This window comes from Streptomyces sp. NPDC006265, from assembly GCF_040613555.1.
Lineage (GTDB): Bacteria > Actinomycetota > Actinomycetes > Streptomycetales > Streptomycetaceae > Streptomyces.
The window spans coordinates 1-14,217 of record NZ_JBEXSH010000134.1; the positions used below are offsets into that span (position 1 = coordinate 1).

The 14,217-nt window shown below is 70.6% G+C and carries 15 protein-coding genes and 1 pseudogene; 6 read left to right on the plus strand and 10 right to left on the minus strand.

Going from position 1 to position 14,217, the window contains the following annotated elements; all coding sequences use genetic code 11:
* Positions 1-142 (minus strand): annotated as a pseudogene (locus ABZ281_RS13925) (2-C-methyl-D-erythritol 4-phosphate cytidylyltransferase); the annotation flags it as partial.
* A gap of 312 nt (positions 143-454) precedes the next feature.
* Positions 455-937 carry a CarD family transcriptional regulator gene (locus ABZ281_RS13930; protein WP_003953493.1) on the minus strand — a complete coding sequence of 161 codons (483 nt, stop codon included), beginning with the start codon at positions 935-937 and terminating at the stop codon, positions 455-457.
* Between the two features lie 581 nt (positions 938-1,518).
* Here ABZ281_RS13930 and ABZ281_RS13935 point away from each other — a divergent pair.
* The gene (locus ABZ281_RS13935) at positions 1,519-2,175 is read left to right on the plus strand and encodes a DUF461 domain-containing protein (RefSeq protein WP_356655238.1); all 657 of its coding nucleotides are present in this window, start codon (positions 1,519-1,521) and stop codon (positions 2,173-2,175) included.
* A gap of 75 nt (positions 2,176-2,250) precedes the next feature.
* Here ABZ281_RS13935 and ABZ281_RS13940 read toward each other — a convergent pair whose 3' ends face one another.
* Both ABZ281_RS13940 and ABZ281_RS13945 read right to left on the minus strand, forming a co-directional pair.
* A complete protein-coding gene (locus ABZ281_RS13940; RefSeq protein WP_030243122.1) occupies positions 2,251-2,931 on the minus strand; it encodes a response regulator transcription factor in 681 nt (226 codons plus the stop codon).
* Positions 2,928-4,271, minus strand: a complete 1,344-nt coding sequence (locus ABZ281_RS13945) for an ATP-binding protein (protein WP_356655240.1) — start codon at positions 4,269-4,271, stop codon at positions 2,928-2,930. Before ABZ281_RS13945 ends, ABZ281_RS13940 begins: the two co-directional genes overlap by 4 nt.
* A 266-nt stretch (positions 4,272-4,537) precedes the next feature.
* On the opposite strand from ABZ281_RS13945, the gene phoU reads away from it, so the two are divergent.
* The 3 genes from phoU (at position 4,538) to ABZ281_RS13960 (ending at position 5,980) form a co-directional block, all read left to right on the plus strand.
* Entirely contained in the window at positions 4,538-5,239 is a 702-nt protein-coding gene (gene phoU, locus ABZ281_RS13950) for a phosphate signaling complex protein PhoU (protein ID WP_142162494.1), read from the plus strand.
* Positions 5,240-5,396: 157 nt separating this feature from the next.
* Positions 5,397-5,552 carry a hypothetical protein gene (locus ABZ281_RS13955; protein WP_167345925.1) on the plus strand — a complete coding sequence of 52 codons (156 nt, stop codon included), beginning with the start codon at positions 5,397-5,399 and terminating at the stop codon, positions 5,550-5,552.
* A gap of 176 nt (positions 5,553-5,728) precedes the next feature.
* On the plus strand, positions 5,729-5,980 hold the full coding sequence (locus ABZ281_RS13960) for an SCO4226 family nickel-binding protein (RefSeq protein WP_356655243.1): 252 nt from the start codon (positions 5,729-5,731) through the stop codon (positions 5,978-5,980).
* A gap of 18 nt (positions 5,981-5,998) precedes the next feature.
* Here the strand turns inward: ABZ281_RS13960 and ABZ281_RS13965 are convergent, their stop codons facing one another.
* From ABZ281_RS13965 to ABZ281_RS13985, 5 genes are all read right to left on the minus strand, one after another.
* Complete coding sequence (locus tag ABZ281_RS13965) at positions 5,999-7,144, minus strand: DUF6596 domain-containing protein (RefSeq protein WP_356655245.1); 1,146 nt, start codon at positions 7,142-7,144, stop codon at positions 5,999-6,001.
* On the minus strand, positions 7,137-7,559 hold the full coding sequence (locus ABZ281_RS13970; protein WP_030849154.1) for a YciI family protein: 423 nt from the start codon (positions 7,557-7,559) through the stop codon (positions 7,137-7,139). Before ABZ281_RS13970 ends, ABZ281_RS13965 begins: the two co-directional genes overlap by 8 nt.
* A 112-nt stretch (positions 7,560-7,671) precedes the next feature.
* Positions 7,672-8,301, minus strand: coding sequence for a DinB family protein (locus tag ABZ281_RS13975; protein WP_356655247.1), 630 nt, complete (start codon positions 8,299-8,301; stop codon positions 7,672-7,674).
* 57 nt (positions 8,302-8,358) lie between these two features.
* Positions 8,359-8,511, minus strand: coding sequence for a hypothetical protein (locus tag ABZ281_RS13980; protein WP_356655249.1), 153 nt, complete (start codon positions 8,509-8,511; stop codon positions 8,359-8,361).
* Between the two features lie 223 nt (positions 8,512-8,734).
* Positions 8,735-8,935, minus strand: coding sequence for a hypothetical protein (locus ABZ281_RS13985; RefSeq protein WP_298558359.1), 201 nt, complete (start codon positions 8,933-8,935; stop codon positions 8,735-8,737).
* 1,740 nt (positions 8,936-10,675) lie between these two features.
* On the opposite strand from ABZ281_RS13985, the gene cdgB reads away from it, so the two are divergent.
* The gene (cdgB, locus tag ABZ281_RS13990; RefSeq protein ID WP_356655255.1) at positions 10,676-12,208 is read left to right on the plus strand and encodes a diguanylate cyclase CdgB; all 1,533 of its coding nucleotides are present in this window, start codon (positions 10,676-10,678) and stop codon (positions 12,206-12,208) included.
* Positions 12,209-12,377: 169 nt separating this feature from the next.
* A complete protein-coding gene (locus tag ABZ281_RS13995) occupies positions 12,378-12,983 on the plus strand; it encodes a dihydrofolate reductase family protein (RefSeq protein WP_356655251.1) in 606 nt (201 codons plus the stop codon).
* A gap of 378 nt (positions 12,984-13,361) precedes the next feature.
* Here the strand turns inward: ABZ281_RS13995 and ABZ281_RS14000 are convergent, their stop codons facing one another.
* On the minus strand, positions 13,362-14,123 hold the full coding sequence (locus ABZ281_RS14000) for a phosphoglyceromutase (RefSeq protein ID WP_356655253.1): 762 nt from the start codon (positions 14,121-14,123) through the stop codon (positions 13,362-13,364).
* Positions 14,124-14,217: the final 94 nt, after the last annotated feature.

Consider the following 14,217-nt stretch of genomic DNA (forward strand, 5'->3'; position numbering starts at 1 on the left):
GCAGGGGGGTGCCGCCCAGCGCACGGAGTGCCTTGGGGGCGCCCGGGCCGAGCCGGACACCCCGGCCGGCGGCCGGGATCACGGCCACCGTACGGGCCGCGGAGGTGCCGGCGGGCGGTGCGGGACGCGAATCGTCAGACATCGGTTCCTGTCAGGTTTGTGTGCTGGCCTGGCGTGGGTATGGCCTGGAGGAGTGCCGGGCGCGACGCGCTCGACCGGACCCTTCCGTGACGCCGGTCGAGCCGGTGCCCGGGCCCGGCACGCCGGACAAACAACCGGGGCGTGAGTGATAACACATCCCGGGGTGGCGGTGCATCGCATCGGCATCGGGATACGAACATGCCGCAGCGCCCGGCGACAGGAATTCGTCATCGGGCACCGCGGCATTTCGATGTGCAGGCGCGCGCTTGATCAGCAGCCTTGATCAGCACAGCGCTGAGCGACGGGCTTCGCCTCAGGAGGCGAGAACCTCGTCGAGCAGAGCTTCGGCCTTGTCCTCGTTGGTGTTCTCCGCGAGAGCCAGCTCGCTCACCAGGATCTGGCGGGCCTTGGCGAGCATGCGCTTCTCACCGGCGGAGAGTCCACGCTCGCGCTCACGACGCCACAGGTCACGCACCACTTCCGCGACCTTGATGACATCGCCCGAGGCGAGTTTCTCCAGGTTTGCCTTGTATCGACGGGACCAGTTCGTGGGCTCCTCGGCGTACGGTGCACGCAGCACCTCGAAGACCCGGTCCAGCCCGTCCTGACCGACCACATCACGCACGCCGACGAACTCCGCATTGTCCGCTGGCACACGTACCGTCAGGTCACCCTGGGCGACCTTCAGCACCAAGTAGGTCTTGTCCACGCCTTTGATCTGGCGAGTTTCGATGGCCTCGATCAGCGCGGCCCCGTGATGGGGATAGACCACGGTGTCGCCAACCTTGAACGTCATGTGACAGGTACCCCTTCCGTGGCTATCCAGAGTAACACGGAAACTGCGGGTTCTGAATGGCGTTTTCGCAGGTCAGGGCATATCTCGGGGCTTGACAACTCCAACAGGAACGTGCTTCGGACAGGGAGTGGAAGAAGGTATTCGCAGGTGAGAGCGGCTGTCCGGGGGGAGCGAAACGCGTACGGTACACGCATCCGGAGCATCCTCCAGAAGGCCGAACATCCCCATATGTCCGGTTCCGTATGATCGACTTCCGCTACTCCGTTCGGAGGCCCGAGTCGGGTTCCGGTCGAATCCGGAATTGATCACGAGTCGCCCCCGCCGGTCGCCGATGATCAATTCCGAGGCGCTCCGCGCATTCCGTCACGAACATTTGCGGGACTCCCCGGGGCTCTTATGTGAATGCCGGACGGGCACCGCGTCAATGTGACCCGTGAGTCATGTGTGACTGAGGCGGGATCACCGGTGACGGGGGGTCGGGTGCGGCCGGACGCGGACGGCTCGGTAACCTAAGGCCCGCTGACAGACACTTAGGGCGGCTTTTCCGGCCGCTCCGCTCGAGTCAAGGAGTTGCCGCCGCCGTGAGCAGCAGCCTTCGACGCGGTGCCCTCGCCACCGTCGTCACCGCGTTCTCGATCGCCTCGCTCGCCGCGTGCGGCGCCGGCAACAACGCCCAGACCCTGGAGATCCAGCCGGACAACGCGGCCACGAGCGTCGGTGACATCAAGGTCCAGAACGCGATCGTGATCACGCAGCCCGACCTCGAGTCGACGGGCCCGGCCGCGGTCTCCGCGACCCTGTTCAACTCCGGCAAGAGCGCCGAGACGCTGGAGTCCATCACCCTCCCCGGCACCGGCAAGACCGCCGAGCTCAAGCCCGCCAAGGGCGGCAGCCTCAGCATCCCGCCCGGCGGCTCGCTGATCCTGGGCGGCGCGAACAACGCCACGGCGATGCTGCCGAACAGCCGTGAGGCCGTGCAGGACGGAAACGCCCAGAAGGTGACCTTCACCTTCAGCAGGACGGGTGCCGTGAGCCTGCGCGCGTTCGTCGTCCCCGCCGAACACCACTTCAAGGAGTGGGGCCCGTCCGAGGTCCCGGGCGCGTCGGCGTCCCCGTCCGGTTCCCCGGCCGAGGGTGGGTCGGGCGCGCCGGAGAGCCCCGCGGGCGAGACGCCGGGTGGCCAGGCGTCCGGCACGCCGACCGACGCGGCCTCGGCGAGCGCGGACGCCGGGCACTGAGCAGTCGTAGAACCGAGGGCGGGACCTCTCCGAGGAGAGGTCCCGCCCTTCGTCGTACCGTCGTGCGCGGCCGGTCTACGGCTCGAACTTGTAGCCGAGGCCGCGGACCGTCACCAGGTAGCGCGGGGCGCCCGGGTCCGGCTCGATCTTGGCGCGCAGCCGCTTGACGTGGACGTCGAGGGTCTTGGTGTCGCCGACGTAGTCGGCACCCCAGACGCGGTCGATGAGCTGCATGCGGGTCAGGACGCGGCCGGCGTTGCGCAGCAGCATCTCCAGCAGGTCGAACTCCTTCAGCGGCAGGTCGATCTTGGTGCCGCCGACGGTGACCACGTGCCGGTCGACGTCCATACGGACCGGACCGGCCTCCAGGGCCGCCGGGGTGACCTCCTCGGGCTCGCCGCGGCGGCGCAGCACGGCACGGATGCGCGCGACCAGCTCGCGCGAGGAGAACGGCTTGGTGACGTAGTCGTCGGCTCCTATCTCCAGCCCGACGACCTTGTCGATCTCACTGTCCTTGGCGGTCACCATGATGACGGGGACGTTGGAGCGGCCGCGCAGCTGGCGGCACACCTCGGTGCCCGGCAGGCCGGGCAGCATCAGATCGAGCAGGACGAGGTCGGCGCCATTGCGCTCGAACTCGTCGAGTCCGTCGGGCCCGGTGGTCGCGACGGCGACCTCGAAGCCCTCCTTGCGGAGCATGTACGACAGGGCGTCGGAGAAGGACTCCTCGTCCTCGACGACGAGCACTCGGGTCACGGAAGGACCTCCGGGGCGGGAAGCGGTTCGTACGCGGTTGATTCGGGGGATGTGGGGGTGGACCGCCCGGCCTCCTCGTCGAGGCCCGCGCCTCCTGCGCGCTCGTGTCGGGCGGGCTGCTGATGTGCGTGGTCGCGGGCCGTACCGGCCTCCGGCAGCCGCAGGGTGAAGGTGGAGCCCTGGCCTTCGGCGCTCCACACCGCGACCTCCCCGCCGTGCGAGGCGGCCACGTGCTTCACGATCGCCAGCCCCAGTCCCGTACCACCGGTGGCACGGGAGCGGGCCGGGTCGACGCGGTAGAAGCGCTCGAAGATGCGCTCCTTGTCCTTGTCGGAGATGCCGATGCCCTGGTCGGTGACGGCGATCTCGATGTGGTCCCCGCCGGGCGCGTTCACGCTGCGGGCCGCTATGCCGACGCGGGTGCGGGCGGGCGAGTAGTTGACCGCGTTCTCGACGAGGTTGCCGAGGGCGGCGGCGAGCTGGCCGCGGTGTCCCCATACGTGCAGGTCAGCGGGGCCGCCCTCCCGTCGCCCGCCACCACCCTGATCGGGCCCTTCGGGCGCCCAGACATTCGAGGCCATGGTGATCTGTTTCGCGCCGGCCTGGTGCCGGCAGCGGTCGATGGCCTCGGCGACGAGCTCGTCGACGCGGACCGGCTCGGCGTCCTCCAGCGGGTCGTCGTTCTGCACCCGTGAGAGGTCGATGAGCTCCTGCACCAGGCTGGTCAGCCGGGTGGCCTCGATCTGCATGCGCCCGGCGAAGCGCTCGACGGCCTCGGGGTCGTCGGAGGCGTCCATCACGGCCTCGGAGAGCAGCGAGAGGGCACCCACCGGCGTCTTCAGCTCGTGGCTCACGTTGGCGACGAAGTCGCGCCGGACCGCCTCGATGCGGCGGGCCTCGGTCAGGTCCTCCACAAGCAGCAGCACCAGCCGGGAGCCGAGCGGCGCGACCCGCGCGGAGACGGCCAGGGCCTCTCCGCGTCCGGTGCCGCGCCGTGGCAGGTCGAGCTCGACCTGGCGTATCTCGCCGTCCCGCCGGGTGTCCCGGGCCATCTGCAGCATCGGATCGACGGCGAGCTTGCCGCCGCGGACCAGGCCGAGGGCGTACGCCGCCGAGCTGGCCTTGACCACGGCGTCCGCCTCGTCGAGGACGACGGCGGACGACCTGAGGACCGACAGGACGGTGTCCACGCCCGGCGGGAGTACCGCGTCGGTGTGCAGGGAGCTACGGGTGGGGCGCTTCTGCTCGCGCTCACTCCACCGGAACGCCAGTACGGCGATGACACCGGTGAGCACGCCGGTGATCGCTGCCGCTGCGGCGACCGCCGCGTTCACGTCCATGCTCCCAGGTTAGGCATGGCCCGGGTCCCCTCCACAGCCGTCGGGGTGCGAGCTCGAACACTCGTCGCCCAGAGTTCACCTTGGAGCCAGTATTGGTTCATTCGGGATGACGGAAACGGACGCGTACGGGGCGGAACGTGGGAGCGTGGGGTTCGGACCGCCGGTAATGCGACGGTCGTACCGCCGGTTGTTCGGCGGGCCCCGGCTTGTTCGGCGGGCCCCGGCCCGATGAACCCCCGACACAGACGCACGAGAGGGAAAGCCTGATGCGGGACGCGTACCACGAGGAACTGGACTCGATAAGCGACAGTCTGGTGGAGATGGCCCGGCTGGTCGGGTCGGCGATCGGGCGCGCCACGACCGCCATGCTCGACTCCGATCTGAAGCTGGCCGAGGCCGTCATCGAGGCCGACCAGAAGGTCGACGAACTCCAGCACGACCTGGAGGCCCGGGCCATAGCCCTGCTGGCACGGCAGCAGCCGGTGGCGACGGATCTGCGCATCGTCGTCACGTCGCTGCGGATGTCGGCCGATCTGGAGCGCTCGGGCGACCTCGCCCAGCACGTGGCGAAGCTCGCGCGCCTGCGCTACCCGGACCGCGCGGTCCCGAGCGACCTGCACGCCACCATCCTGGAGATGGGCCAGCTCGCGCAGCGCCTGATGGCGAAGGCCGCCGAGGTGATCATCACCAAGGACGTCGACCTGGCGCTCCAGCTGGAGCAGGACGACGACGAGATGGACCTGCTGCACCGCACCCTCTTCCAGCACCTGATGGACGACCGCTGGAAGCACGGCATCGAGACGGCCGTGGACGTCACGCTGCTCGGCCGCTACTACGAGCGGTTCGCCGACCACGCCGTGTCGGTCGCCAAGCGCGTGGTGTACCTGGTGACGGGTGAGCACGCGGACGAGCTCCAGACGGACTCGCAGCCGGAGATCCAGGCGGTCTCGGGGGCCGAGAGCGCCTGACGGGGCGGGTGCCGGGTGCCGGGCGGGGCGGGGTGCACGGTGCCGGGCAGGGGCGGCCGGGGACCGGCCGGGGCGGGTGGGCGCCTCAGTGCGCCGTTGATGCGCCCAGCGGAACGGGCATCCAATGGGCACAGGCACCAGCCTCGAGGAGGGACCCATGGCCGAATCCCCCAGTACGACGCCCGACCCCGCCCGGCAACGCGAGACCGAGCAGCCCGCCGAGATCAGGAGCCTGCCCCTGATCGCCGCGTGCGGCTGCGGCTCGGGCTGCGGCTGCGGGTGTCAGTCGGGCAGCCCCTGCCAGTGCGGCTGACGGCGGCGCGTTGACGTTCGTACGACCTGTAGGGCCCGGCGATCTCGCCGGGCCCTACGGCGTGGGTCGGCGGTCGGGGCCAGGGCCTGGGGTCGCCCGGGTGGCCGTACGGGCGGAGCATGAGAGGGAGGCAAGGCGGCGCGGGTGAGCGCCGTGCCGGGAAGGAGACGCGAGGCATGCCCAAGTTCATGGATGTCCACCGCGGCATGGAAGGCATCACGGAGGAACAGCTGCGTGAAGCCCACAACGCGGACCTCGCGATAGAGGAGGACGAGCAGGTCCACTTCGAGATGGCCTGGGCGGACCCGGAGTCCGGCCACGTCTACTGCCTCTCCGAAGCCCCATCGGCCGAAGCCGTCCAGCGCATTCACGAGCGCGCCGGGCACAAGGCGGACGAGGTGCACCCTGTGCCGTTGACCGTGCGGTGACCTGCCGCACGCGGCCCGTCAGTGGCGCCGGTCGGCGTTGAGGCGGGCCGCCTGGCGGGTCAGGTAGTCGCGTTCGGCGAGGTTGGGAGCCTTGCGGGCCGCCTCGGCGTACAGGCGGGCGGCCGTTTCCGGGTCGCCGTCGCGCTCGTGGAGGTACGCCGCCACAGCGGTGTGGCGGGGCAGCGAGTCGTCCAGTGCCGCGAGCGCCGCCAGTCCGGCGCGCGGGCCGTCGGCCTCGCCCACGGCCACCGCGCGGTTGAGCCGCACGACCGGGTTGTCCGTCAGGCGCAGCAGTTCGTCGTACCACTCCACGATCTGCACCCAGTCGGTCTCCTCGGCGGTGAACGCGTCGGCGTGGAGTGCCGCGATGGCGGCCTGCGCCTGAAACTCGCCCAGCCGGTCGCGGGCGAGTGCCGCCTGAAGGATCCCGATGCCCTCGGCGATCGACGCGGTGTCCCACCGGCTGCGGTCCTGCTCGGCGAGCGGCACCAGGCTGCCGTCGGGCGCGGTACGGCCGGCGCGCCGGGCGTGGTGCAGCAGCATGAGCGCCAGCAGCCCGGCCACCTCGGGGTGGTCGATCGTGCCCGCGAGCTGCCGGGTGAGCCGGATGGCCTCGGCGGCGAGGTCGATGTCGCCGGAGTAGCCCTCGTTGAAGACCAGGTAGAGCACGCGCAGCACGGTCGCGACATCGCCGGGCTGGTCGAACCGCACGCCGGAGACGGTGCGCTTGGCACGGCTGATGCGCTGCGCCATGGTTGCCTCGGGCACCAGGTAGGCCTCGGCGATCTGCCGCGTGGTGAGCCCGCCGACGGCGCGCAGCGTGAGCGCGACCGCCGACGACGGTGTCAGCGAGGGGTGGGCGCACAGGAAGTAGAGCTGGAGCGTGTCGTCGGCGTCGGGCGTGGGCCCGGGCGCCGGCTCCTCGTCGACCCGGTCCTCACGCCGGCGGCGGGCGCTGTCCGCCCGCGCCTGGTCGAGGAACTTGCGCCAGGCCACGGTGACCAGCCAGCCCTTCGCGTCCCTCGGAGGGCCGGCCGGCCACACGCGGAGCGCCTCGATGAGCGCGTCCTGCACGGCGTCCTCGGCCGCCGCGAAGTCGGCTCCGCGGCGGACGAGGACGGTGAGCACGGTCGGGGTGAGGCTGCGGAGCAGTGCCTCATCCATGGACGGAGCACTCCGGAATGGTGGGCGGCGCGGTCAGGAACGGACGCACCTCCAGCCACTCGTGGATCGGCTTGCCGCCCGCGCCGGGGGCCGCGGACAGCTCCCCGGCCAGCTCGACGGCACGCTCGTAGCTGTCGACGTCGATGATCATCCAGCCGGCGATGAGGTCCTTGGTCTCGGCGAACGGGCCGTCGGTGACCGGCGGGCGCCCCTCACCGTCGTACCGGACCCACGCGCCCTCGGGGGCGAGCGCCTGACCGTCGACGAACTCGCCGGTCTTCTCCAGCCGGGCCGCGAAGTCGTTCATGTACTGGATGTGCGCGGAGATCTCCTCCGGCGTCCAGTGGTCCATGGGCACGTCGTTGACCGCTGCCGGGGCGCCGCGGTAGTGCTTCAGAAGCAGGTACTTGGCCATCGTCTTCTCCTCGGTGCCGGTGCGACCCATCCTGGCCGCCTTCACCCCGGGGACGGAGCCGGACGCGGGTTCTCGACATCGCCGCCGAAGTTTTTTTCTCAGCGGTTTTCGTTCACTGCCCGACGCGGCCGTCGATGCGTTCGCGCAGCAGGTCGGCGTGGCCGCAGTGCCGTGCGTACTCGCCGATCTGCGCGACCAGGAGGTCACGAAGCCGGAGGTGTCCGCCGGGTTCGGGGCCGAAGCCGGAGTGGCCGGCGTTGCGGGTGGCGAGGTCGGTGACGCCGGCCAGGTAGTGGTCGGTGCGCTCGACCTCGGTACGCCACTGCCGCCAGGCCGCGTCCACGACCTCCGGGTCGGCGACCGCGCCGTTGAAGTCACCGTCCCGGTCCTCCGCCGTGCGGTACAGCTTCGGCGCGTCCTCTCCGGCCATCACCCGGCGGACGTGCCGCTCCTCCTCGGTCAGGTGCCGTACCAGCCCGAGCAGGGACATCGTCGACGGCGGGGCGGAGCGCCGGGCCATCTGCTCGGCGTTCAGGCCCGCGCACTTCATCTCCAGCGTGAGGCGGTAGCTGCGCAGGTGGTCCAGGAGGATGCCGCGTTCGTCGGCGGGCTGGGCGTCGGTCTCGCGGGGGTCGTCGTCGGGGTCGACCCACATGTCGGGGTAGACGGTCGCCCGCGTCCACCGCGTCGTATCCGAGGCTTCTGGTATCGCTGCTTCGCCGGTGTGCTCACCTGAGACCATGCGGGCATGGTGGACCGGGGGGAGTGGGGCCGCCATCGAATATCGGGCTTGTGGGCGTCAGACGTCCGCCACCAGGAGTCGGTAGCCGACGTCCGTGGTGTCGAGTGCGAGCAGGTCGGCGCGGCAGTCGTGCCGGCGGCGAGTCGCGAGGACGTCGGCGAGTGTGGCCAGGCCGGGAGCGAGGACGTCCTCTCCGGTCTGGGCGAGCATGGAGGTTCCGGCACGGACCTGCGGGCCGAGGGAGGCGTGGGGGCGGCGCCAGTACGCTGCGCCGAACCCGTCCGTGCCGTCGTGCGGGACGCGGACGGGCAGCCGATCCGCCCCGCCGAGCAGAGCGGCCGGCCGGTCGGTCGGTCGGTCGGGATGGCGCGGGCGTCGTCGAAGGCGGCGGCAGGGCTCGGCCCGTCGTCCCGTCTGTCCCCTGCCCGCTCCGCTACGTCCGGTCCAATGCCGCGAAGACGGCCAGGCACAGGGTGAGGCTCGCGGCGAACGCGATGCCGCAGCGGGACAGGGCCGTCGGCACCGCGGCTCCCTCCCAGCGGGCGAGGGCGAAGGCGATCGCCGCGGCGACGACGGAGAAGAGGACGGCCACCGCCAGCGCGAGGAGCAGGAACGCCGGGAAGGTGTGTTTCATGAAGGCACCGCCTGGGTCGTGTGGTGTCGATGACGGATTACGACGATCGCCGGGCGGAACCGCAGGTGGGGCGGTTGGATGATTCTCCGGTGACAACAGGGGGTTGTCCGGCGAACAAACCACGGGGGAGAACGCGTGACCGGGGACAGGAAACGGGCGGGGCGGCCGTGGGGACCGGCCCGGGGCTCGTGCGTCGAGATCAACCAGCTGGTCGCGGTGGTGCGGTCCTGGCTCGACGAAACAGCGGTTTCCGTACGTCAGTTGCACGCACGCCTCACTCCCGAGCACTTCGTCGCCGGGGCCGTGCCCGAGTTACGCCGGTTGCGTGAACGGCTGTCCGGCCAGTCGCTGGAGTGGGACCTCGTCGAGGCCGTGGCCGACGTGTGTTTCCCCGACGAACGGACCGACCTCTCCCGGCGACGCCTCGGGGAGGCGAGGGCGCTGTGGGACCGGGCGGGTACGAACCCCACAGCGATCACGGAAGCGCAGGAGCTGGTGCCCGCCCGGGAGTTGCTGGAGGCCAAGGACCGCACCATCGAGGTCCTTCAGGAGATGCAGCGCGCCCGGCAGGCCTACGAGGCCGGCGAGCATGGACGGCAACAGGCCCTGTCGATCGCCACGTTGCTGTTCGTCATGCTCGGACAGGCCCAGGCGAAGGTCGCCGAGCTGAGGCGTCGGCTCGACGCGCTGGAGTCGGTGACGGTCGAACTCCCTGACGGCCAAGGGGTGATCGAGCTCCTCTCACGGGCACAGCGACAGGAGACGGAACTGCGCGACCAACTGGTCCGCGCCGAGCGGGAGCGGGGCATCGCCCAGCAGGTCGCCGACCACGCGGCCCGCCGTATCCACGAACTGGAGGCCGAACTCGCCGAGTTGCGGCTCCGCATGGGAGAGGAGGGCCCCTCCCGGACGCAGGAGCCGGCGCCGCTGCCGTCCCGGCCCGATCTGCACGCGCTCAGCTCCGACGACGCCGCGCTCGACGACGTGGACCGTGCGCTGGAGAAGGCGCGCGCCGTCCTCGACGAGGAGCACGAGGCCGTCCAGCAGGCCGCCGACGAGGTGGGCTACTGGTCGTCCTCGCTTCCCTCGGCCTCTTCCGTGGAAGCCGGCGTCTCCGTGCCCGGGCAGGTCCGGCAGAGCCTGGGGAGACAACCCTCCGAGTTGTCCGGGACAACCCCGAACAACCCGCCGACCAGCCAGGAGACATCCCTCCCCGCGCTCGAATCCCCACGGTCTCCGGCCGCCGACCCCCAGGGGGACATCTCCGAGGCGGCCCGCCGGATCACCCGGGGGAGGGACCCGGAGGACATCGTCACGCGATTGTGCCGGGCCGTCGTCCCCACGGTCGCCGACGCGGTCATGGTCTATCTGCGGGACCCGATCCCGGTGGGCGACGAGGAACAAGTGGGCCCGCTGGTGCTGCGACTGCAACAGGTGCACCCGCTCCACGCCGGAGGGGGTGCCGCGCTGTGCGAGGTACGCCCCGGCAGCGCGCTCTTCGAAGTACTGAACGGGGCACTGCCGGTCGCCACCGACTCGCCGGTCGGTGGCGCCGCGCTGCCGGAACTGCTCGGTGAGGGGCATGGGACACCCGGCGGAGGCCACACCGTCCTGGTGCCCCTGCACGGTCGCAGGCGGATCATCGGCACGGCGGTCCTCCTGCGGCACGCCGCCGAGCGGGCCTTCCAGGACGCCGATCTGTCGGTCGCCGCCGAGTTCGCCACCCGCAGCGCGCTCGCCATCGACAAGAGCCACAATCTGCAGGCCGCGGTCCAGGGCCTCCATCTCGCCCGCAGCCTCGCGGACACCCTGCAGATCGTCGCCGACGGAGTCGTGACCGGGCTCGGGTACGAGCTGGCGTGCGTCAACCTCGTCCGCCCGGACGGCGACCTCGTCGTCGCCGCCTTCGCGGGCAACTCCACCGCCGAGGCGCAGATCACCGGCCGTGTCGGCTCCCGCGAGTCCTGGGAACGCCGCCTCGGCATGGGCGAGCACTGGGGCGACCTTGTGTTCATACCGCACACCGAGGGCTGGGTCCTCGACGACGACGACGTCCCGCAGTGGTACGCCGACGGCCCCGCCCCCCGCTTCGAGGACGAGTGGCACCCGGCCGACCGGCTCTTCGCCCCCATGTACGCCCGCAGCGCTTCCGGCGCCTCCCACGGTGAGCTGCTCGGCGTGATCTCCGTCGACCACCCCCTCACCCGCCGCCGCCCCAGGCCGGACGAACGCCGGGACCTGGAGGAGTATGCCTTCCAGGCCGCCGTCGCGATCAGCAACGCCCGGCTGCGCGCCAACATGCAACGCGCACTGGTCAGACAGGAAAGGGAACAGCAGGCGCTGCGGGCCAGCGAGGAATCCTTCCGGCAGGCCTTCGAGTACGCGCCCAACGGTATGGCCATCGCCGAGATGGGCGACGCCGGCCACGGCCGCATCCTCCGGACGAACGACGCGCTGTGCCGCATGCTCGGCCGCCCGGCGTCCGCCATGCGCCGCTACTCGTTCTCCGACCTCGTCCACCCCGAGGACATAGGCCCCCTGCTGCGTACCTCCGCGGAGGGCGGACGCGCGGAACTGCGCCTCGGGCGCCGCGACGGGACGTACCTGTGGGTCTCGCTGCGCAACAGCGTGGTCGCGGACCACGCCGACGGGCCCCGCTTCCTGCTCACTCACATCGAGGACATCGAGGAGCGCAAGCGCCGCGAGTTCGATCTCGCGCACCGCGCCTCGCACGACGCCCTCACCGGCCTGCCGAACTCCGCAGAGCTGCACGCCCGTATAGACGCCCGGCTCTGCGCACTCCGAGAGCACGGGTCCGACGCCGCCGCTGCGGGAATGGACGACCCCTACCTCGACCACGCCGACCAGGCCGCGACCGCCCACACCCACGTATGGGCCCCCGTGGGCGACGACACCGCCCACGGCCTGGCGGTGGTGTTCTTCGCCCTCCGCGACTTCAAGGCGATCAACACCCGTTTCGGGTACGACGCGGGGGACGGCGTCCTCGTCGAGGTCGCCCGGCGACTCGGTCAGGCCGTACGCGACGGCGACACGGTGGCCCGGTACGGCGGTGACGAGTTCGTCGTCCTCGCCGACGGCTTCGGCCATGCCGAGGCGCACTCCGCCGCGGTGTCGATACAGTCCCGGATCCACCAGCCGATCCGCCTGGACGACCAGGTCGTGCGCATGCACGCAGGTGTCGGTATCGCATGGGCCCAGTGCGGGACGGCCCCAGGTGACATCCTGCGCGCGGCCCGCGGGTTCGCGTCGTGAGCACAGGGTGGCTCAACCTCGCCGCCGTTGTTCCCCGTGGTTTCCCGGAGGACCGGAAGGACCGGACACGGATGGGGCACGGCTGTGGTACGACCTTCAGGCACAGGCTTTTCCCGGGTCCTCATGCGATACCGCCGCACCATCGCAGCCAATCGACGAAAGGCCATCCGTGCGCAGGCTCGTCTACTACACAGCCACCACGCTCGACGGCTTTATCGCCGGGCCGGACGGCGCCGATCCCACCGGCCCGAACGGCTTCTGGCCGATCCCCGACGACTACCTCCAGCACATCGTGACCGAGTACCCGGAGACTCTGCCCGCTCCAGCCCGGGCGGCACTGTCCGTCACGGCCGAAGGGGCACGCTTTGACACCGTCCTCGAAGGACGGCGCACCTACGAGATCGGCCTCGCGGCCGGAATTACCGCCGACGCCTACCCTCACCTGCGTCATCTCGTTTTCTCACGAACCCTGTCCGAGAGCCCGGACCCTGCCGTCGAACTGGTGGCGGACGATCCGGTGGCCAAGGTGCGCGAGCTGAAGCAAGAGGACGGTAAGGACATCTGGTTGATCGGTGGTGCCGAACTGGCCAATGCCCTGTACGCCGAGATCGATCAGCTGATCCTCAAGGCGGGGTCCCTGACGATCAGTGCCGGGATCCCACTCTTTTCCCGCAACGCCACCTTCGAACCGCGTCGCTGGCAACTCACGGACCACACCGTCCTGGAGAGCGGAGCGCTGTTCCTCACCTACACGCGCGTCACCGACTCGGCGTGAGCCGGTACTGACGTTGGCCAGGACGGCAAAACCAGCAGGGTCGAGAGCGAGCGGTACGGCATCACGTTCCAGCAGTACGCCGAGAACTGAGTGACGAAGCGGCTGATCTTCACCGGCCCGCGCGGGCGCTCGCCTCGGCCGCAACACCGATCCCAGCCGTGATCCTCGTCGGCGTGCCTCAGGAAGACGCCGAGGCGGCCGTCACGGCCCTGCGTGCGGTGGGAGCACATGCAGAAGCGGGGGAACAGCCGGAGCCGGACTTCCTCGATCACTGAGCACGGCCCGATCAAGCAGCTGCCGGCCCTGAGACGGTCCCACCGCAGCAGCAAGGCCCCTGCCAGCGGAGAAACCGCGGGTAGGGGCCATGATCAGCTCTGCTTACTTCTTCTTGCCCTGGTTCTTGACCGCCTCGATGGCCGCTGCCGCCGCCTCGGGGTCCAGGTACGTGCCGCCCGGGTTGAGGGGCTTGAAGTCGGCGTCGAGCTCGTAGGAGAGCGGGATGCCCGTGGGGATGTTGAGGCCCGCGATGTCCGCGTCGGAGATGCCGTCCAGGTGCTTGACCAGGGCGCGGAGCGAGTTGCCGTGGGCCGCGACCAGGACCGTGCGGCCGGTCAGCAGGTCGGGGACGATCGCGTCGAACCAGTACGGGAGCATGCGGACGACGACGTCCTTCAGGCACTCCGTACGCGGCCGCAGCTCCGGCGGGAGGGCCGCGTAGCGCGGGTCGGCGAACTGGGAGTACTCGGCGTCGACGTCCAGCGCCGGGGGCGGGGTGTCGTAGGACCGGCGCCACAGCATGAACTGCTCCTCGCCGAACTCGGCGAGCGTCTGGGCCTTGTCCTTGCCCTGGAGGGCGCCGTAGTGGCGCTCGTTGAGGCGCCAGCTGCGGTGGACCGGGATCCAGTGGCGGTCCGCGGCCTCCAGGGCCAGCTGCGCGGTGCGGATCGCGCGCTTCTGGAGGGACGTGTGGACCACGTCGGGCAGGAGATCGGCGTCCTTCAGGAGCTCGCCACCGCGGACTGCCTCCTTCTCGCCCTTCTCGTTGAGATTGACGTCCACCCAGCCGGTGAACAGGTTCTTCGCGTTCCACTCGCTCTCGCCGTGGCGGAGGAGGATCAGCTTGTACGGTGCGTCGGCCATGCCTCAGAGCGTAATCCACGCTTTCGCCCGTTCGCGTGACTGCCCGGCAGGCGGACGTTTGACCGGATCTGTTAATCGAGTGGCCCCCGACAAC

Excerpts from the sequence above, each read along its gene's own strand:
- ABZ281_RS13980 (WP_356655249.1), bottom strand. The coding sequence starts at position 8,511 with ATGCTCGCCCAGACCGGAGAGGACGTCCTCGCTCCCGGCCTGGCCACA.
- ABZ281_RS13985 (WP_298558359.1), bottom strand. The coding sequence starts at position 8,935 with ATGAAACACACCTTCCCGGCGTTCCTGCTCCTCGCGCTGGCGGTGGCC.
- ABZ281_RS14000 (WP_356655253.1), bottom strand. The coding sequence starts at position 14,123 with ATGGCCGACGCACCGTACAAGCTGATCCTCCTCCGCCACGGCGAGAGC.
- ABZ281_RS13970 (WP_030849154.1), bottom strand. The coding sequence starts at position 7,559 with ATGGCCAAGTACCTGCTTCTGAAGCACTACCGCGGCGCCCCGGCAGCG.
- ABZ281_RS13955 (WP_167345925.1), top strand. The coding sequence starts at position 5,397 with ATGGCCGAATCCCCCAGTACGACGCCCGACCCCGCCCGGCAACGCGAG.
- ABZ281_RS13930 (WP_003953493.1), bottom strand. The coding sequence starts at position 937 with ATGACGTTCAAGGTTGGCGACACCGTGGTCTATCCCCATCACGGGGCC.
- phoU (WP_142162494.1), top strand. The coding sequence starts at position 4,538 with ATGCGGGACGCGTACCACGAGGAACTGGACTCGATAAGCGACAGTCTG.
- ABZ281_RS13960 (WP_356655243.1), top strand. The coding sequence starts at position 5,729 with ATGCCCAAGTTCATGGATGTCCACCGCGGCATGGAAGGCATCACGGAG.
- ABZ281_RS13975 (WP_356655247.1), bottom strand. The coding sequence starts at position 8,301 with ATGGTCTCAGGTGAGCACACCGGCGAAGCAGCGATACCAGAAGCCTCG.
- ABZ281_RS13965 (WP_356655245.1), bottom strand. The coding sequence starts at position 7,144 with ATGGATGAGGCACTGCTCCGCAGCCTCACCCCGACCGTGCTCACCGTC.
- ABZ281_RS13945 (WP_356655240.1), bottom strand. The coding sequence starts at position 4,271 with ATGGACGTGAACGCGGCGGTCGCCGCAGCGGCAGCGATCACCGGCGTG.